Origin of the sequence: Sphingopyxis panaciterrulae, assembly GCF_014199295.1 — a bacterium.
Taxonomy (GTDB): Bacteria; Pseudomonadota; Alphaproteobacteria; order Sphingomonadales; family Sphingomonadaceae; genus Sphingopyxis; species Sphingopyxis panaciterrulae.
The window spans coordinates 47,710-67,203 of the sequence record NZ_JACIJH010000017.1 but is presented as its reverse complement, the minus strand read 5'-3'; the positions used below and the strand labels follow the sequence as shown (position 1 = coordinate 67,203).

10 protein-coding genes and 1 pseudogene are annotated in these 19,494 nt (G+C 63.7%); 9 read left to right on the top strand and 2 right to left on the bottom strand.

Going from position 1 to position 19,494, the window contains the following annotated elements:
- Positions 1-97: 97 nt before the first annotated feature.
- Positions 98-1,018 (top strand): annotated as a pseudogene (gene tnpC, locus FHR21_RS18590) (IS66 family transposase); the annotation flags it as partial.
- Positions 1,015-1,626, top strand: a complete 612-nt coding sequence (locus FHR21_RS18585) for a plasmid pRiA4b ORF-3 family protein (RefSeq protein WP_184101076.1) — start codon at positions 1,015-1,017, stop codon at positions 1,624-1,626. The pseudogene tnpC and the gene FHR21_RS18585, both read left to right, overlap by 4 nt.
- A 141-nt stretch (positions 1,627-1,767) precedes the next feature.
- On the opposite strand, the gene FHR21_RS18580 is transcribed toward FHR21_RS18585, so the two are convergent.
- Entirely contained in the window at positions 1,768-2,634 is an 867-nt protein-coding gene (locus FHR21_RS18580) for a hypothetical protein (protein WP_184101074.1), read from the bottom strand.
- Positions 2,631-4,034, bottom strand: a complete 1,404-nt coding sequence (locus FHR21_RS18575) for an AAA family ATPase (RefSeq protein WP_184101072.1) — start codon at positions 4,032-4,034, stop codon at positions 2,631-2,633. Before FHR21_RS18575 ends, FHR21_RS18580 begins: the two co-directional genes overlap by 4 nt.
- 670 nt (positions 4,035-4,704) lie before the next feature.
- Here FHR21_RS18575 and FHR21_RS18570 point away from each other — a divergent pair.
- From FHR21_RS18570 to FHR21_RS18540, 7 genes are read left to right on the top strand one after another with little or no spacing between them, the layout of a single operon-like run.
- Positions 4,705-5,856 (top strand): cysteine desulfurase family protein, encoded by a 1,152-nt coding sequence (locus tag FHR21_RS18570; RefSeq protein WP_184101070.1) that lies wholly within the window; start codon positions 4,705-4,707, stop codon positions 5,854-5,856.
- Positions 5,853-6,737: a DUF4007 family protein gene (locus tag FHR21_RS18565; protein WP_184101068.1), complete on the top strand. Its 885-nt coding sequence runs from the start codon at positions 5,853-5,855 to the stop codon at positions 6,735-6,737. The genes FHR21_RS18570 and FHR21_RS18565 overlap by 4 nt, the downstream gene beginning before the upstream one ends.
- Complete coding sequence (locus tag FHR21_RS18560; protein WP_184101066.1) at positions 6,734-9,916, top strand: hypothetical protein; 3,183 nt, start codon at positions 6,734-6,736, stop codon at positions 9,914-9,916. Before FHR21_RS18565 ends, FHR21_RS18560 begins: the two co-directional genes overlap by 4 nt.
- Positions 9,913-10,737 carry a phosphoadenosine phosphosulfate reductase family protein gene (locus FHR21_RS18555; RefSeq protein ID WP_184101064.1) on the top strand — a complete coding sequence of 275 codons (825 nt, stop codon included), beginning with the start codon at positions 9,913-9,915 and terminating at the stop codon, positions 10,735-10,737. Before FHR21_RS18560 ends, FHR21_RS18555 begins: the two co-directional genes overlap by 4 nt.
- Positions 10,734-12,542 (top strand): hypothetical protein, encoded by a 1,809-nt coding sequence (locus FHR21_RS18550; protein WP_184101062.1) that lies wholly within the window; start codon positions 10,734-10,736, stop codon positions 12,540-12,542. The genes FHR21_RS18555 and FHR21_RS18550 overlap by 4 nt, the downstream gene beginning before the upstream one ends.
- A gap of 2 nt (positions 12,543-12,544) precedes the next feature.
- Complete coding sequence (locus tag FHR21_RS18545; protein WP_184101060.1) at positions 12,545-14,182, top strand: methylation-associated defense system protein MAD7 family protein; 1,638 nt, start codon at positions 12,545-12,547, stop codon at positions 14,180-14,182.
- Entirely contained in the window at positions 14,169-19,493 is a 5,325-nt protein-coding gene (locus FHR21_RS18540; protein ID WP_184101057.1) for an FtsK/SpoIIIE domain-containing protein, read from the top strand. The genes FHR21_RS18545 and FHR21_RS18540 overlap by 14 nt, the downstream gene beginning before the upstream one ends.
- Position 19,494 lies beyond the last annotated feature (1 nt).

The window sequence follows — 19,494 nt, the reverse complement described above, 5'->3', positions numbered from 1 at the left end:
TGCCAGCGACAAGCAAACACACCAAAACGGAACCGTCGCGGTCAGACCTTCTCATCCTGATCGTCGCAACTTCTCATCCAGTTTGTCGCGCTACAGCTCGACCCTCGCCGGCTGGGCGGGCCAGGCCGCGCATCTGCTCGACCCCATCGTGAGCCGCATCCGCGAGGAAGGACTGAAGGCCGCCAAGCTCCACACCGACGACACGCCGGTGCCGATGCTCGTGCCCGGCAAGGGCCGCACCGCGCAGGCGCGGCTCTGGGCCTATGTCGTCGATGACCGCGCATCGGGCGCCGCCACCCCGGCGCTCGCCTGGTATCGGTTCACCCCCGATCGCAGCGGCATCCATCCGCAGAGCGAGCTCAGATCGTTCACCGGCCTTCTCCAGGCCGACGGCTATGCCGGATATGAGAAGCTCTATGAAGGCAACCGCATCCGCGAGGTCGCCTGCTGGGCACACTTTCGCCGCAAGATCTTCGAGTGCCACCAGACGAGCCCGACGCCGCTTACCACCGACCTGCTGACACGTATCGCCGGGCTCTACCGGATCGAAGAGGATGTGCGCGGCCAGCCGCCCGATATCCGGCGCCGACAACGACAGGAGCAAGCCAGGCCGCAGATCGATGCGCTTCGCGGCGCGATCGACGACGCCCTGCGTCGTCTGTCGCCCAAGTCGGCGATGGCGAAGGCGCTTGCCTATGGCCGCAAGCGTTGGGATGCGCTCACCCGCTACATCGATGACGGCATCGCGGAGATCGACAACAATATCGCCGAGCGCGCGATCCGCGCCATCGCGATCGGCCGCAAGAACTGGCTGTTCGCCGGATCGAAGGCTGGCGGCGAACGCGCCGCTGCCACCTACTCGGTCATCGAGACAGCCAAGCTCAACGGCGTCGAGCCGCAGGCCTATATCGCCGATGTCATCGAGAAGATCGCATCGGGCTGGCCCGCCTCCCGCTGGGACGAGCTCATGCCGTGGAACTGGACAGCGCAAAGCGCACCCGTCAGCATGGCGGCATGACCGACCAGATCGCACGGATTCGCATCACGCTCGAAGACATGAAGCCCGCCATCTGGCGCCGTGTCGAACTTCCCGTCACCAACAGCCTCAAGACCCTGCACCTCGCGATCCAGGCCTGCATGCTCTTCGAGAACTACCATCTGTTCCGTTTCGACGTCGGCGATGCCGCCTATGGCATCCGCTTCGATGATGATGACGCTTTCATGGTCCGCACCCGCGATGCCGCCAATATGCGCATCGGCAAGCTCGTCGAGCGCGGCATCACCAGCTTCACCTACACCTATGATTTCGGGGACAACTGGCGACATCGTATCGAGATCGAAGAGATCACACCCGCCATCCCCGGCATCGATTACCCGCGCTTCGTCGATGGCGAACGACGAGCCCCGCCCGAAGATGTCGGTGGCACACCAGGGTTCGAAGAGTTCCTTGAGGCCATGTCCAAGCCGCGTCATCCCGAACGCAAATCCATGATCGAATGGTATGGCCGACCCTTCGACCCCGCCGATATCAGCCCCGACGAGATCAGCGCACGCATGGCAAAGCTCGCCAAGCGAAGGGCGCAGGGAAAAGCCGCCTACGCCGACGCTAAATCCCGCGACAGCTAATCGATGGCGGCTTCCTGACCACGCTTACTTCTCAACGCCCGGCCTCATTGAAGAGCGGCGGCTTTGTGCCTGATGCCGGCCGTTTAGGTGGGGCGAAATGAAGCCTTGAAGCGGAGATACGACTGCCCGAAGACGACAGAACTAGTTATCGCGAAGATCGGACAGCGAGTAGCGCGCGCGGGGTCCTCCGACAGACGCCACTAGCGATAAGGCTCTTCCTTCAGAGATTTTCTCTTTCGGCGGTTTTGCGGGCGGGGCTGCAAGCGCACGCGCCTCGGCGATCGATTGCTCCATATTGCGCCGCCCAGCCTTGCGTCCGAGCGCTCGCAGTTTTGGGGCAAGACCAGCGAGCGTCATCGCGGCGCGCTCATCCTCCAGATTCTGAACACCCCGCGCCATGCGTACCAGAATCTCCTCATCGGGTGGCGGCGCGCTAACCGCATTATCGACGATTTGGAAAAACTGCGTCTTGATCGCGGCGACCACGCTTTCATGATCAAGGCCGGCTTGATCGACCGCGGGTTCATTGAGCTTGCAGACGCGCATGAGTTCGACCCCCTTGTCGGTGTCCGAACTATATATCTGGTAGTTCACATGGCTGAGATGATCCGACCAGGCATCGAAGCGCGGGTGAGGAATCGAATAGCATTCAGGCTGCTGCGGGACCTCTTCGATACGGGGGTCGGGGCGGGGCTGGGGGCGCAGAACATCTTCATGTTTCTTCGCGTTGTTACAACGCTTGCACGCTACCGCTAGATTGTCATCGGATGCGAAAAATTGCGGATAGTAGAGCTCGCAGAGAACATGCTCGAGATCCCATATCAGGTTGTTCGTCGTGTTGTCGAACTTACGGCAATAGCAGCAGCGCAGGCCCTGCTCGTCCATGCAGACCTTCTTGAGACGCCCCTTGATCTCCGACTTATCGAACCAGCGGTTGAAGACCTCCTCGCCAACGTCCGCGCGCACGCCGGCCATCTCGGCGATCTCGCAGTCGAGAAACCGGCTCATGATGGCTGCAGGATGGTCTGGACGACGCCGGCGACGAGATCGCGGATCGGATCGTCCTCTGGTATCTTGTCGTAGATGCTCGCAAGCGCCAGTGCGAGTTCGCGGGCGCGCGCACTTCGATGCTTGCCCGTATCGATCAGCGTGATCGTCTCGAGCACGATTTGCTTGAGGAAATTGTTGCCGGAGGTGACGACTGTGAATGCGCTCAGCAACGTGGCGTCGGGCGATGCATTGGCGACCGCCCGGCTCGGCAGTTCGATCGGTTCCTGATCGAGCCGCAGAATCTTCGCGTGTGGGCCGGCGACGCCACTGACGACCAGCGGCGAGTGTGTTGCAATGATATAGTGGCAGCCGCGATGCCGGCTGAATACCGCTTCGAGCATCTCGGTGTATCGCATTTGCCAGTCCGGATGGAGACTGTTCTCGGGTTCGTCGATCAGCACGAGGCACCCGTCTTCCAGAAAAGCGGCGAGGCCGAGAAAACCCGAGAAGAGATTGAGCTCACCCGATGACAGTTCGAGTAGTTCGACCTCCTTGTCGTCGGCCGTACGGAGCTTGACCGAACCGAGGCGTAGAACCCTGGCATCCGTGAGGCGGCGGATTTCTTCGAAGTCGATCGGGATCGAGGCGTCGCGGCGCCCGAAACGGAAGTCGATGTAATAGGTCATTCGGCGCCGTCGCTTGCCATCCGAGCGGACATGACCCTCGAGCATGCTCTCCAGTTCCTTGAGCCTCTGCTCGTCGAAATCTGACTGGTATCTGCCGCTGCGCCATCCCGGCGTGAATTCATACTCGAGCTCTATGACCGGGCTATAGCCGATAGCGTCGAAAGCATCGACGACCCGCTCGTCGGATTGCACGGTCGACTCCGCGAAGGCGAGTTGGTCGATTGTGCGGAGCAGTCGGGCGCGAGGCGAGCTCCTGAAATCGTTCTTGAAGCCGAGATAGACATAGAACGGGTCGACTATTGTGCGCGCCGTCTCAGGGCGGGATCCGGGCCTGGGCAGCGTGTCGTCGATCGGCGGAAACTTGTCGAACGGTGTGAAGGACAGTGCAATGACCTTGCTTGGCGCCCAGCCTTCTCCGCGCAGCGAATCCCGTTCATCTTTGAATTGCTTCACATCGGCGCCGAAATTCAATTCGACATGTCGCCCCTCGCTGTCGATCTCGATGCTGGAAATCCGTCCGAGGCCCTGGCGGCTTTGCAGCGCATTGGTCGCGAAATAGGCGCGTAGCGCCATGACAAGATCGCGCAGGATCGTTGATTTTCCTGTACCGTTCCGGCCGACGAGAATCGTCGAATGCGAAGCAAGTTCGGTCGGATTGGAGAATGATAATCTCTGTGTGCCCAACATCGGCAAGTCGACGTTGACCGCTCTGATCGCAAATTGCGTCGTCATCATAATATCCGAAAGTTGCCCTAGCGGCCTTGGTGAAGGCACATCGTCTCGCTTGTCAATCGCAAGAAACATCCAATCGTTACGCGTAACGACACTGTACTCGCCAATATTGTAAGTGATCCTCTTTCCTTAATCGCACGGGACAACATAGGATTTTGCATTCGCTTCTTGTCATCGTCAGATGGCTGCAGATTCTACCGAGAAGGCGGGGCAGTGAAGCTGCGCTGCTGAGTAGAACTCGAAGTAGAGGATCAGGAGAAAAGCGAGGACGGTCACAAGGCCGCGCGAAGGTGGAGCCGCCGCTCCACAGGAAGAAAGCAGCCCTGCGATAACAAGCGCTACCAGCGTAAGGAAACATCTTGAGTCATATGACCTTTGTCCGCTCCGTTGCGGTCAATGCCAATCGACTCGTCGGTGCGCGAGAGGAGCAAAGGAGCGGTGAGCGCGAAACTATTCTGATACGAAATCACCGGAAACCGGCTGGTTCCTACTATTTGTTCGTGATATGTTTCAATACTGGTGCATCTTTGTCGAAGGATGGCAACCATTTTGGTGTCGATTGGGCGGTTGGCAGTGGCGAGCGCGACTCCTATGGTCGGGCAAGGCGAATGGGGGCGATGTGATTCAGGATGGGATTGGCAAGAATTTGCCGGCTTTTTACGACAGCGATTTGTCCATCAACCTCGATGCGGCGGCGAACACACCCGCGACACCCGATGTTATCGCCGCCATCGTCGCGGCGCTCGAGGGCGGCGCGGGCAATGCTGCGAGCGCCCATGAATTCGGCGCCCGCTCGCGAAAGATCCTCGCCGCCGCGCGAGACAGCGTGCTGCGGCTCGTCGACGGCGCATTCGAGGAAGGGGTCGTTTTCACCTCGGGCTGCACCGAAGCCAATAATATGGTCCTGCGCAGCGGGTTTGCGGGCACGCTCGTCACGACGAGCGTCGAACATCCCTCGATATTGCGCGCCGCGGCGCAGGCCCCGTCTCCCGAGCGGGTGCATGTCCTCGGCGTCGATGCCGAGGGCATCGTCGATCTCGCCACGCTCACGGCGCTCGCCGCGTCTATTCAGGGACCGCTGCTGGTCTCGATTCAGGCTGCCAACAGCGAGACGGGAATCCTGCAACCCATCGACAAGATCGCCGCGATCCTTGCGGGCCGATCGCAAACGCTCTTCCATTCCGATGCGGCACAGGCGTTCGGCAAGGTGCCGATCGATCTTGCGGAAGGCCGCGGTCCCGACGTCATTACCGTGTCCGCGCACAAGCTGCACGGGCCGATGGGGGTGGGGGCGGTCGTGGCCGGCACCCGCGACGTCCCGCTCGCGCCGCTCCTGTTCGGCGGCGATCAGGAACATGGGCTGCGCGCGGGCACCGAAGCGGTGCCGCTGATCGCGGGATTTGGTGTGGCTTGCGACGAGCGCGCGAGCACGTTGGCGGGCAGCGTTGCGCATATGGCCGCGCTGCGTGAACGGTTCGAGGGGCGGCTCCGGACCGCCGTGCCCGATGCCATCCTCCTCGGCGCTTCAGCGCCGCGGCTACCCAACATCATGAGCATCAGGTTTCCCGGCATCGACGCGATGGCGCTCGCGGGCCAGCTCGATGTGCGCGGCGTCGCCGCCTCGCAGGGCTCGGCTTGTTCGAGCCAGCGACCCGAGCCTTCGCATGTGCTGACCGCGCTCGGGCTGACCGAGGCCGAAGCCTTTGAGACGCTGCGCTTTTCCGTGTCCGCGCTCAACAGCGCGGCCGAGATCGATATCGCAGCGGACGTCGTTGCGGCCAGCGTGAGCCTTTTGAGGAACCGGTCATGGCAACTGGCATGACCCGTTATTCCTACGGCGGGCACGCAACCTTCCCGGTGCGCTACGGCTGGCTGCCGAAGGGCCTCCTCCAGATGCAGCGCGAGGGCGCCTTTCATCCGACGACCGAGGTCGCCGACGAGCTTGGCCTTGGGTCCAAGATGGTCGAATCCTTGGGTTTCTGGCTCCGTGCCACGGGGCTCGCGGACGACAGCGCTGACGCGCGCAGTGGGCGCGTCCCGTCGCAAGCTGCTAAGCTCGTCCTGCGCTATGATCCCTATTGCGAACTGCCCGGCACCTGGTGGTTTCTTCACCTATTTCTTACCTCGCGCGAGGGCAGCGTCTGGCACTGGTTCTTCAACGATTTTGCCGAGCGGCATTTCGACCGCGCAATGTGCACCGACGCCTTCCTTGATCATGTCCGCGCCAAGGCGGTCCGTCCCGCAAGTCCGGCGGTCGCGCAAAAGGATGTCGCCTGTATTCTCAGCGCCTATGCCGCCCGGCCCGGCGTCGACTTCGTCGATCCCGATGATGTCGGAGCCTGCCCGCTGCGCGAGCTTGGGCTGATCCTCCGCCAAGATGTGGTGCGCCGCTTCGAGCGGGCGCGTTCTCCGGTCGGTTTGCCGCCAGAGGCCTTTCTTGCCTCGGTCTCGCTCTTATCCGAGGCGACAGGAAAGGACGCGCTGTCGTTGCGCGAGCTGGCGACGCTTCCTGGCGGTCCCGGCCGGATATTCTGCTCCTCGTTCGAAACGATCGACGATATCGCGTCGCGCGCTGCCGATGCGCTCTGGATGAAGGGGGTGAGCATCGAATCGCTGGCGGGGGAACGGCACGTCCTAGCGGGACATCGCAAGGTCGAGAGCTGGATGCAGGATTATTACGAGCGCATCGAGGCGGACGTATGATAGAGGCCAGCTTCTTCCGCTCGCTCAGTCTCGTCGAGGATCTCGCGCATCCGCCGCGTTTCGCGCATTACAGGCCGACCCGGCGCGCGCTGCCGATCATCACGGCGATAACCCGGCCTGGCGCCGTCACGATGGTCATTGCACCATATGGCAGTGGAAAGAGCCTCGCGGCAGGGGTTGGCGCGCTCCTGGTTCGCGGCGAGCCCGGCGATTGCGAGGCGCTCGCACCCGTTCTGGACCGCCTCGCGCATGTCGATCCGGCGGCTAGCGCCGACTATCTCGCCTATTGTGGGCGGAACGGCCGGGGCAATCTCGTCATTCTGACCGGCCTCGTCGACGATCCGTTGGCCGCGATTGCCGCATCGCTCGGCATGGCGAACCCGCCCAAGACTGTCGAGGGCTTCGGGAAGGCGATGCGCGATGGCGGCTGGGATCATGTCGCCATCATCTGGGACGAGTTCGGGCGCCATTTAGAAGGGCTTGTCGCCGACGGTCGTGCGAGCGAGCTCGACGTCGTCCAGCGTCTGGCGGAGCGCGTCGCGCGCGCGTCGGACCCCTCGATGAGCCTCACGCTCCTCCTCCACCAGAATCTCCTGGCCTATGCGACGCGGCTCAACGAGACGTCGCGCAGCGAATGGCGCAAGATCGAAGGCCGTTTCGATGCCTTGCGCATGGTCGAGGACAGCCAGGAATTCTACCGCCTCGTCGCCGATGTGGTACGCGACATGCGCCCCGCCGCGGTCGATGCCGCCTTCGCCGTCGCCGATGACGAGACGATCGATGCCGCGCTGCGCTGGAAATGGCTCGACGGCATCGAAACCCGCGAGCGAATGCGCGCCATCCTCGACGATGCGCGTCCGCTTTCGCCAGGCGCGCTCCAAATCCTCCCGACGCTCGTCGCGCGGGTCGGCCAGAATGAGCGAAGCCTTTTCTCCTTCCTGCGCGAGGCCGATCTTGCGCGTCCGGTCGATATCGAGGCGATCTACTCAGCGTTTTCGGACGCGATGCGCACCGATGTCGGGATCGGCGGCACCTACCGCCGCTGGATCGAGACCGAAAGCGCCCGGTCGCGCGCCGATGACGATCTGCAGCGCGCCATCCTTGCGGGCGCCTGCCTTCTCCAGCTGGGCACGAGCGGCGAGCGCCGCCGGCTGCCGCGGGACCTGCTCGAACTCGCGCTGGCCGGCTCGGCGCCGCGCGCCGACATATCCGAGGCCATCGATGCGCTGCTGGCAGCCAATCTGTTGCTCTGGCGGCGACACACCGACGATGTGGCGGTCTGGCACGGCGCCGATATCGATGTCGCGATCCGTGTTCGCGAAGAGCGCGAGCGGCGTGGCGCGGCCTTCGCGCTGCGTCCCTTCCTCGAAGAGCGCTTTCCCGCGCCCCATCTTCGCGCGACGCGGCACAATGCCGAATTCGGCGTTAACCGGTTCCTCGGGGGGCGCTATGTATCGCTAGACGAACTTACGGCGCTCGTCGAGGATCCCGCGGCTATCGAAGGCCAGCTCCTCTACGTTCTCGCCGATGACAAGGCGGCGATCAAACTGGCGCGCAAGGCTGCGCTCAAGACGCGCGCCCGCGCGGTCATCGTCGTTCCCGACCGCCCTCTGGCGGCCGAGAGCGCCGCTCTCGAACTGACCTCGATCGAAGCCTTGCGGGCCGACAAGGAATTTCTCGAATCCGACCCGATGGTCGTCACCGAGATTGACGAGCTTCAGTCGGTCGCCTTCGAGGAACTCGCGTCACAACTGCGAACCCTTCTCGATCCGCGCGGCGGATCGGCGAGCTGGTATGCCGAAGGCGAGCAGCTCGGGGTCAGCGCCGAGCGCCCCGCCTCGATGGCAGCGTCGCGGCTTCTGGGGCGCTGGTTCCATCAGACCCCGAGGATCGCGAACGAGCAGTTGATGCGCGACGCGGCGTCGCGGACGATGCAGACCGCCCGCGTGCGGATCGTCGGCGCGATCCTCGAACGTGGCGATCGGCCGCGGCTCGGCTATGAGGAAGGCGATCGCAGCGCGGAGGGGTCGATCTACCGCACGGTCTTCGAACATAGCGGACTGCGTCCCGCGGGCGCGACACGCTTTGCCGATCCCGACGAACTGGCCGATCCGGGGCTTCGCGAGGTCTGGACGAGGATCGCGGAATTTTTCCGGCAACCGAGTGGGATGCACGGCTATAAGGATCTCGGCGCCTTCGTCGCCGGGCTGACCGCAGTGCCGATCGGGGCGCCCCGGGCGGTCATCCCTTTGCTTGTCGCTGCGGGCTTCAAACATTTCGCTCGTGCCGTCGCACTCTACAAGGATGGCATCTATGTCGCCGATACGCTCGGCTTCCAGTTCGACGGCATGGTCGCCAATCCCGAGGGCTTTACCGTCCAGGTTCTCGACGTAACGCCCGAAAGGAAGGAATATCTGTCGGAGATCGCTTATGTCTTCGCGCATGAGCATCCCTCGTCCGCCGATGAGCTGGTGCGCTTTGCATATGACGCGATCCTGCGCTGGCTTCTCACGGTTCCCGACGGGTCGCGGCGGTCCCAGAAGCTGAGCGCGAGGGGCAAGAGCCTACTTCGTGCACTCGGCGCGATGGGCGATCCGGTCGACCTTCTGTTTCGCGCGCTTCCCGAGGCGATGGGCGGAAAGAAAGCCCTGCTGGAGAATATCGCGGCGCTCGAAGGGGCGCGCAACGATGTCGATCATATGCGCGACCAATTTGCGGCCGAGGCCGTCGATGTCATCCGGGAGAGCTTTCGCTCGAACATTCCCGTGCCAGACCCGCTGGCCGCGGTCACCGCCTGGGCGAATTGCTTCGACATGTCCGCGATCGAGCGGCGCGGCGACCTGCGCATCATCGACAAGGCGGTGCTTCGGAAATCGGTCGAAGCCATCAACGGCCGCTTCTCGCCCAAGTCTTTGGCCAATAATTTGAGTTCGATCCTGCTCCAGCGCAGTCTCGACAAGTGGGACGACCGCACCGCGGCCGAGTTCCGTTTTGCGCTGCGCGACGCGCGCGACCGGATCGAATCGGCCGCGCTCGATACAGATCGTCCAGACGAGGCGCTGCGGCCGATCATCGAGGCGCGCCTCGCGGGGCTCGCCGCGATGTTGCAAAGGCTGGACGAGGAGGATGACGAGGCCGACCGCGAAGCGGGCCTCAGGGTCGCGGGGGGGAATATATGACGAGCGGTGCGGTTCATGTCGACGAAGCGGTCCGCGACGCGGAGGCGCGGCATATCGTGCCGGTGTCGGGCGGCAAGGACAGTTCGGCGCTCGCCGTCTATCTGAAGCAGCGCAATCCCGACGTCCGGTTCGAATATGTCTTCTCCGACACGGGCGTCGAGCTTCCCGAGACGATCGATTATCTCGACCGCCTCGAGAATGTTCTCGGCGAGACGATTCACCGGGTGTCGGCCATGGAAATGTTCGACGTGGCGGAAAAGCCGGGCCGTACGCCGTTCGACATCGCGCTGTACGAGCATTTTGCCGGTTTCCTGCCGAGCCCGCGGGCACGCTGGTGTACGCGGATCATGAAGATCGCGCCGTTCGAGCGCTTCGTGGGCAGCGGCCGCGCCTATTCCTATATCGGGCTGCGCGCCGATGAAAACCGCGCGGGCTATCTCGGAACGGGGACTTCGGGGGCCAAGCCCGTGGTGATCTCCGAGCGTCCCAATATCACACCGGTCTATCCCTATCGCGACGATGCGATCGACATTGCGGAGGTCGGGCGCATCCTCGATAGCGCGGGCCTCGGCCTTCCCGACTATTATGAATGGCGCAGCCGCTCGGGCTGCTATTTCTGTTTCTACCAGCAGATCGGGGAATGGCAGGGGCTGAAGGAACGGCATCCGGCCCTCTACGAGCGGGCGAAGGATTATGAGCGGATGAAGGGGGGACGCAAATATACCTGGGTCGATGGCCGGTCGCTCGATGACGTCGAGCGCATGCCGCGGCGCCAGATCAAGGCAAAGGCGGACGACGGCTGCGCGGTCTGCCACCTGTGAGCGCCTGCCACTCCAATCCGCTGGTCTCCTTTCTGAAGACCTACGGTCCTTCGCCCGAAGCCGACATGCTGAGCGACGAGAATGTGCGCGATGCGCTCGACCGGTTCGACGTCGCGCCGCTCGAAATTCCCGCGCCGCGGCTGGACGAGATGGTCGAGGCGCTTTGCGGCGATACGCCGCGCAACGTCATTCTCACCGGGACGGCGGGGGATGGAAAAACTTATCATATCCGGCAATTTCTGCTCGGAAAGCTCGCGCTCCCCCCTGAGCAGTGGCCCGGCCGCGATCCGGTTCTCGAGGTCGAACTGCCCAATGGCGCGCAGCTCCGGGTGATCCGCGATCTCAGCGAGCTCGAAGAGGAGGAAAAGGACGCCGAGCTTGCCGGCCTTATCGCCTGCCTCAAGGGCGAGCGCAGCGATATCCGCTATCTGGTGGCGGCCAATGATGGCCAGCTACTGCGCTACTTCCGTTCGAGCGACCTCGCGGGCGCGCCCGAGATCCAGGCCGAACTGGCGCGAATGCTGCGCTTTGACCGCGTCGAGGGACCGCTCGATCTGGCGCTGCTCAACCTGAGCCGCACCTGGAGCCGCGACACGGTCGAACGGATTTTCGGGCAGATCCTCGATCATCCGCAATGGGACGAGGGCTGTGAGGGGTGCCCGGGCACTGGGACCGACAACCCGTGTCCGATACGGCTCAACCGCGCGCTGCTGCGCGGAGATCTTGGGGTGGGCTCGATTTTCCGCGATCGCATTGAGGATGTGCTGCGGCTCGGCGCGGCGAACGACAGTCATGTACCGATCCGCTTTCTGATCATGCTTGGGGTCAATATCCTTCTCGGGGACCGCACGACGCCCGACGATCCGATGCTCGACTGTGCGCGGGCGCGGGTCCGAGCCAGCCGCGGCCAATATGCGGTCTGCAACCCTTATGAAAATGCGCTCGGTCTCAATGTGCCTTCCGCGCGCCGATCGGGTTATGTCGTTTTCCATCAGATGGCCGCGCTTGGCCTTGGCGAGGAAACGAACAATCTCCTCGACGACGCCTTGACCCGCGGCGTTCCCGAAGAGGTCGCGCGGCATTTGTTCGAGGCAGATCTTCTCTACGGCGAACAGCTCTTTGAGCCCGCGCGCCGCGCCTATTATGTGACCGCCGATCGCGACAAGGCCGACGAATTCCGGCGCGCGATCGCAACCCAGCGCCGCCGCGCCTTCTTTCGTCTTCCCGATGCGGGGGACGGTCCGGCCTCGCCCTGGCGGCTGACCATGTTCCATCATGCCGGCCTTTATCTCAAGGTGATGGAGGGGCTCGAAGGCGATGGCGACAAGACGCTGCTCGACCAGGTGACGCGACGCCTCGTGAAAGGCTTGAACCGCGCCTATCTCGGGATGATGGCCGAGGAGAGCGACAAGCTCTGGCTCGCGGGGACGATTGGGCGGACCGACGATACGGTCGGCCGTATCGCCACCGTCGATGCGATTTCGCGCGCGGCGAAATTCGAGAATATTCGCCTCGAGATGGGGGAAGGGGCTGGCCGCCCACGCTTGCGCATCACAAGCAAGTCGGCAAGCGGCGAAATCGATCCGCTCGATCTCCGCCCGCTGTTGTTCGAATATCTTCTACGGGTGGAGGAGGGCAGTCTTCCCTCGAGTTTCTCGCGCCAGTGCCAGCAGGAAATCCGCCAGTTCGCCCTGATTGCGGCGGCAGCGTTCGGCGAGGGCGACCAGGACGAGGAACTGAACGCGGTTCATGTGCTCTCGCTCGGATCTTCGGGCCAGATCGACGCCAAGATGCTCGAGGTCTGACGATGTCCGATAGCAAAATGTCGCCGCTTGTCGTCAACCAGGCGCTGACCCCGCCCGCGCGGTTGCAGCTCAACCAGATCACCTTGTGGTGCGAATATCCGATCTGGGGCCTTCTCCTGTACGACGACCAGTCGCCCTGGCTCTCGATCCTCGAGACCATCCACATTTGCTTTGCGCGCGAGCGCGACGCGAAGACGATATTTCCCGGGCCCGAGAGTGACGGGGCGGGAAATCCCGTGCACGAGTGGCTTCAATATAATGTCCCGCTGTCCGAATCGCTGCGGCATCTGCTCTTTTCCGACCAGTATCTCGATGACATCGCCGCCTCCGGAAACGACAATGCAACGATGTGGGCGACATGGGAGCGCGAGGCGGCCGCGTCGAACCAGCTCGACATCGCCTATCTGCGCAAGGCATTTCCGCATTTTCAGGATCTGGCGAACGCGGTCGCCTTGCTGCGCAGCAGCCAGATCGACGGCAACAACAACCGCCGCCCGACCTCGCGGCACCTTCTCCCGCTCGGCGACAATATGATCTTCTCCGATGTGAGCGAGGTGAAGCTGCAGCCCGACCGGCGCTGGCTCCGCCGATCGGGCGAGATCATCTACCTGATGCTCAACCGTTCGCCCGACCGCGCGCGGATCGAGGCCATTCTGCGCGAACGGCTGCTCAAGGCGCGCAGCCCGTGGAATCGGCTCACGCGCAAACTTCAGGGGCGCGAGGCGGAGGAAAACACGACGCGCTCGCTGACCACCGGCTATCTTCCGCTCCTGACACACCGCGCCTATGACCGGATCGCCGCCGACTGGCTGGCAATCCTGTCCTTGCGGCGATTGCCGCTGGCGACCTCGCTCGCTTCGCTGGCCCGGCTCAGCGGATTCGACCTCATGATCTACGTCGTCGAGCGCGGCATCGAGACGTCCGAGAGCGACAGCGACCATGTTCCGCCTTTCGTCATGGACATGGTAGGAACGTCGAGCGCGACCGGCCTGCGCAAGCTTTCCGATTCCATGTATCGTCGTCATCGCCGCCTGCCGCAGGAAGCGATGCGCAGCTTCGTCGAAAACTACCGGGCCAGCTCCGAATGGCAGGCGATCGAGACCAGTCCGAACAACAGCCTCACCGCGCGAAACCATCTCGCGGGACGCTTCCTGTGGTCGCGCGACATCGGGACCGATCCGCACGCAATGCCCAGTGCGCGTGAACAGATGGAAGAACTTCTGAACGACGTCCAGCGTTCGCGAAGCCATTCGGTCGGCGCCATGTATGTCGCGACCGGGCGCCAGACTGGCGCGGTCACCGCCCGTGCCGGGGTCGGGACATGGTATGCGCCGAATGACGAACTCATTGAGGCGCTCGTGCTCGCCAACGTCGGCGGTCCGGTCGAGCTCGACGCCTTTCTGGCCCGGCTCTATCGGCGCTATCACATCGTCATCGGTGCGCAGGAGGCGATGCAGGCCTTCGGCGGCGAACTTCCCGAAACTGAGGCGAGCTTTCGCGAAAATGAGCGCAGCTTCGAGGAACGGCTACGCATGCTCGGCTACCTCGAACGCAAGTCCGACGATTGCGCTTTCGTGACCAATCCGTTTCACGCCGATGGTGCGGCGCTGGCCAGCGAGGTGCGCGATGCAGTCGCTTGACATCATCGGGCGCGTCGCCGCGCGGCGGATCGCCGATACGCTGCAAGCGCCCGGGACGCGCGCGCTTTTCGGAATCATGGGGCTGCGACCCGACATCACGAGCGCGATGGCGCGCCATATTGCGGCGATTTCTCATATCGGCCCGATCGAGGTGTTCGTCCACCCGCTGCTTCGCGCTGGCGATCTCGGTGCGGCGAGCGTGTCAAGCCGCACCGCCACCTGGCACCGCAACCACCCGACGCCCGGCGTGCGCGCCACGATTTTTTCGGTCCCAGCCGCGCACATCCGGTCGGTCGAGCAGAGCATCGGGCATGTCACCCGGATCGACGAAGCCTGGCTCGTCGAACGCCCTTATGACTGGAGCGAGATTGCCCTCGCGCACAGTCTCGAAGAAACCCGCGAAGGTTTCGGTCATGTGATCGCTGGCCTACTCGCCAGCGACCTGATGGTTACGCCCGCACTGCTCGCGGAATTCTGCGCGCGCGTCGCGCAAACGATGCTGGCGGGCGCGATGCTCGACAATGCTGTTCGCGATGCGCTTCCCGCGTTGCGTCTGCCGCGCAGCGCTGGCGATGCCAAGACGAAGATATCGGCCGACGCGCCTGCGGCGCGCCAGTTCTTCCAGCAACTACGCGCCGACGCGCAGCCCTTCCTTTTCCGCCGCAACAAGGAAGGCGAAACCCTCGCCGCAGGGGAGCTTCTGCGCAAGCTCGGCGAGCTGAAAGAAGCGGGAACGCTCGGCGAATTGCATGCCGACCGGATCGCGGCGCTCTGCGACGATCGCAACGTTCGCGATGGCCTGTGGAGCCAAGCCCAGGCGGCCGCCGCCGAAATACCCTGGGATGAAATGTCTGCGGTTTTCGCGCAGGCCCGCAAGACCGAAAAACCGACCTTCGGACAGGACACGCGGAGGCTTTTTGATCAGGAGTTCCGGGCGACGCTCACGGACGCCGAGAAGGAGTTTCTCGACGGTCTCAAGACCGACGTCGCAACGCCCGGGCCGAAGATCGACGATTTTTTCGAGAGCCATCGCGAGCGGCTGAAACGCAACCCCGCGCTGTACCGCCGCTGGGAAAAGCTGATTTTCAAGAAGGCGATTGAAGTCGGCGACCTCTACGAAGGCCTGCTGCGGTTGATCGACCGGGTTTCGGCGGAAAGCGACGGCGACGGCGACATGCGCGTCTATATCTGGCTTCGCGGGTCGGACCAGGCCAGCTTCTGGGCGAACGAGAAGCTTAAACGCCAACTTGTGTACCTGCGTGACCGCTATCGCGGTCTCGACCAGTTGTTGGCGCCCGAGATCATCCTCGACTTCGGCCTGTGCTGGGAACGCGATTGGGAGAAGGAAGCGGCCGACGGCCCGTCGGGCACCAACTCGATCGAATTCGAAGCCTTTCTGGTGCCTGCCAGCGAAGCGGGCTCGGCGCGCGGCGGGAAAGTCCGCGATCCGCTCGCCCGCGCGCATATGAACTGGCGGCCGATCGCCAATGCGATCGGCTATTCGCTGCCAACCGACCTGCGTTTCATCCTGGCCGACGGCGCCAGCGACGCCTTCCTCCTCACCGGATCGGTTACCGAGAACCGGCGCTCGCGGGGCGGCGCATCGGGCATCGATCTCGAAGATGCGGCGTCGATGATCGACACCTTCGGCATGACGCTCGGCGTGCTCGCGAACTCCGAACGGGAAAGCAATCTCGTCTGCAAGCGCTTCCTTGCCTCGCTCGCCGAGCTTGAGGCCGACGCGATCGTCACGCGAGACGGCGCCGTCGCCATTCGTGGGGCCTTTGCGGGTTTCCGAGCCCGCTATTCGGCCGCGATCGCGGCGATGATCGCGGGCGACGGTCTCGCATCGGCCGACCTCATCGGGCAGCTAGAGGCGTTCGGCGATGTGTTCGCCGCACTGCGGAGCCATGCCGCGACCGAGGCAGGCCTTCGCGAACTCTTCGCACCCTTGCTCGCGATCGGTTCGATCGAGGCCGACAGCCGCCGCCCTGGTGCGATCGTCACGGCCTGGAATCCGCTGCGTCTCGCCGAAATCGGAGCGAAGGCGCGGCAGTTCAGCGCCGCCAGCAAGGCGCTTACCAGCTCCACCGCCACCCAGCGAACGGGGGCGTCCGAATTTCTCGAGAGCCGGGTGCGCATTCTCGCAAACAGCTATTATGGCGATATTGGGCGAAGCGGAGGGCATCTCCTCGCCGAAACCCAGCGCGTTCTCGACTGCAGCCTGCTCGAGGAGGCGCAAGGCGAGGGCGTGCGCAACATCGGCGAGGAAGGCGCGAAAGAGGCGGTCGAGGCGCTGCGGCGCATCACCACGGAATATCTCGAGCTGCGGCCGCACGAGCGGACCAATTTCTCGATCGCGATGCTCGGTACCGAATCCGACGATATCCCGGTCCTGCTGGCCAATAATCTCGCGCGGTTCGTCGACGAAAACCCAGATGTCCGCTGCGATCTCGTCATCACCCATGACGACCAGGCGCGCCTTCGCGACCTTTACGAGAGCCAAAACCGGCGGATCGCCGCCGAGATCGCCGCGCCGGCATCGAGTGATTTCTCGCGTGGTTTCCTGTCGCGTCTCCGCATCAGTCTCGTCGGGCCGGACCGTCTGGTCGCACCCGACGGCGGGAAAGGCAGCGATCTCATTCTGCTTCAGGACGTGATCGCGCGATCCGCCCAGGTGCGCTGGAAAGAGGGAGAGCCCGTCGCCGATCCCATGGATATTGCAGCGCACATGCCGACCGACCGGTCGAAGCGGCTACCCTTCCAGAAGCGAAGCGTGGAATCCGGGCTGTTCCTGACCGCGCCCATCCAGCCCGCGCCCGTCGCGGCCTGGACGCATGCTCTTTATGATGTGCTCCACCGGCAGGTCACCGCTCCCGCGGGACCCTGGCTGCCCCTCCGATGGGTCGAGTTTGTCGACACCGAGGTCGCCGACGTCCTCGCGCGGGCGCACGGGCTCGCCAACTGGGTCGTGACCTTCGACCGCATTGCCGACAAACGGCTGATCGTGCAGGATGGCCGCCGGATCATCCGCTATTTTTCGACACCCAATTCGGCCCATAATGTCATCGTCTCCGCCGAGGTTTCGAGCAGCGATATCGGCGATCGGCTCGGGGGAGACCTCGCACAGCTGCTACCCGATATGTCCGCAGAAGACCGCGGGCGGCTGCTGACGCGCATTCATGCGTCGGCCGCCCGCCTGTCGGGCGCGGTCGTCATGCGCGCCGCGCAGTGGCGCAACTATGCGCAAGAAATGCTGGGCCTCGTTCTTACCGAACGCCGCCTTGAGGGGCTGTTCGCCGCGCATGGCGACCATGCCGCCGCCTGGTTCTTTCTCGACGACAATCGCCGCTGGCTCGATCTCAAGGGCGAGATGGCCGATATCATGGGCATATGCTTTTCGGCGGACGGCGAAGGGCCGCTCGTCCGCGTCGTGATCGCCGAGGCGAAATATTGCACGGCGTCGACCCTCGCGCAGCATCGGGTGAAGTCATTGCGCCAGCTCGAGGCCAGCTACACCGAAATGGACCGGCGACTTCTGCTTGCCGAAAGCAATCTCGATCCCGCGATCTGGCGCAACCGGATTGCTGATATGCTGCTCGAACATATGGACCCCTTCGATACGGTTGGGGGCCTGACTCAGGCGGCCTGGCTCGAGGCCCTCCGCCAGCAGACGGTGCGCGTCGAAGTCAGTGGCCATTCGATGCTGTTCAGTTTCGATCTCGAAGGTGCGGACGGCAACAAACCGATGCTGCCCGATGAGGATCTCCCGCCCGAAGAGCGTCGCCCGATCGCCCAATGGGTCCACGGTCGCGGCGACGTTGTCGCTCTTCTCCGTTCGCTCGGCGACGATCTGCCGCCGCCGCCGCTCCCTTTGCCGCCGGACTGGCCGCACGGCGGACCGCCGCCAGCGCCCGAGCGCGGTCCGCTCCCGTCTGGTGGTGGTGTTGCAGAACAAGGCGCGGATACGGAACCTCTCGCCAGCGCCTATCCGGACATGGAGAGCAACGCCGTGGCGGACATCGTTCCCGAGCCGGCAGAGAAACACGCGGCGGCCGATAGCGACGGAGAGGCTGCGCCAGCGTCCGCTACGGCCACGCCCTTTGCCGCGGGTGGTGAAGGCTGGGCGCCGCCGATCCGCGCCGCCCTCCTGAGTATGAGCCATGCCGAGGACCAGGCAATTGGCGAACTCTGGCTCCAGGAAAAAGTGCGCGACCTCCAGAATGCCCTGCAGGCGGAGGGAATGGATGCGCCCATCATCGAGAGCCGGCTGACGCCCAATAGTGCGCTTGTTTATGTGGGCGCGCGCACGCTGACCGTCGGCTGGCTCGAACGGCGCCAGACCGATCTGCTTACGAAGCATCGTATCGATATCGTGCGCATCAGCCCAATGCCCGGACATATAGCGGTCGCGATCCGTCGCCCCGAACGCGCCATCCTCCATCTCGCCGACGCCTGGCTTCGCCGCTCGCCGAGCCCCGGGGCGTCGCCCGCCGAAAGCTGCGCGCCGCTCGTCGGGGAAAAGGAAGATGACGGCGCGCTGCTCTACCTGCCTCTGGCAGGCGATTTCGGGGGGCAGGAGCGCGCTGCGCCGCATAGTCTGGTGTCGGGGAATACCGGTAGCGGCAAAGGGATTCTCGCGACCAATCTGATGCTCGATCTTTGTGCGCTCAATGCACCCGAGGATATCGAACTTCATCTGATCGACCCCAAACGTGGCGTCGATTATGCTTGGGCGCGACGTCTGCCGCATCTGCGCGGCGGGATCGTAGCGGATCAGGACGAGGCGGTGGCGCTGCTCGAGCGGCTCGTGAACCAGATGGAGGAGCGCTACGATCTTATTTCGGAGCGCGGTTACCGCAATATCGATCAATATAATCGACGCGTCGCGGCCGAGGAGAGGTTGCCCCGCGTGTTCATATTTTTCGACGAGGTGGCGAACTGGATGCAGGACGACGACTTCAAGAAAACGGTCGACAGCCTGCTCAATAAGATCGCGACCAAGGCGCGGGCCGCGGGATTGCATCTTTTCATGGTTTATCAGCGCGCCGACGTGCAGGTCATGACGATGCAATTGCGCACCAATCTTGGCAACCGGCTGATCCTGCGCCTGCCCGATGAAGGCAGCTCGAAGATCGCGCTCGGCGAAAAGGGCGCCGATCGCCTGCTCGGCAAGGGGCATCTCATCGCCAAGCTCGATAGCGACGAGAAAATTTACGCACAGGTCCCCTTCATCGGTGACGATGAGGTCGAGGATCTCGTCGATGCCATCGTTGCAGCTTGGCGCCAGCGCGGTGCACCGGCAAGCTGAC

What these genes read in the sequence shown, in the direction of transcription:
- FHR21_RS18585 (WP_184101076.1), top strand. Translation starts at nt 1,015, where the DNA reads ATGACCGACCAGATCGCACGGATTCGCATCACGCTCGAAGACATGAAG.
- FHR21_RS18580 (WP_184101074.1), bottom strand. Translation starts at nt 2,634, where the DNA reads ATGAGCCGGTTTCTCGACTGCGAGATCGCCGAGATGGCCGGCGTGCGC.
- FHR21_RS18575 (WP_184101072.1), bottom strand. Translation starts at nt 4,034, where the DNA reads ATGACGACGCAATTTGCGATCAGAGCGGTCAACGTCGACTTGCCGATG.
- FHR21_RS18565 (WP_184101068.1), top strand. Translation starts at nt 5,853, where the DNA reads ATGACCCGTTATTCCTACGGCGGGCACGCAACCTTCCCGGTGCGCTAC.
- FHR21_RS18560 (WP_184101066.1), top strand. Translation starts at nt 6,734, where the DNA reads ATGATAGAGGCCAGCTTCTTCCGCTCGCTCAGTCTCGTCGAGGATCTC.
- FHR21_RS18555 (WP_184101064.1), top strand. Translation starts at nt 9,913, where the DNA reads ATGACGAGCGGTGCGGTTCATGTCGACGAAGCGGTCCGCGACGCGGAG.
- FHR21_RS18545 (WP_184101060.1), top strand. Translation starts at nt 12,545, where the DNA reads ATGTCCGATAGCAAAATGTCGCCGCTTGTCGTCAACCAGGCGCTGACC.
- FHR21_RS18540 (WP_184101057.1), top strand. Translation starts at nt 14,169, where the DNA reads ATGCAGTCGCTTGACATCATCGGGCGCGTCGCCGCGCGGCGGATCGCC.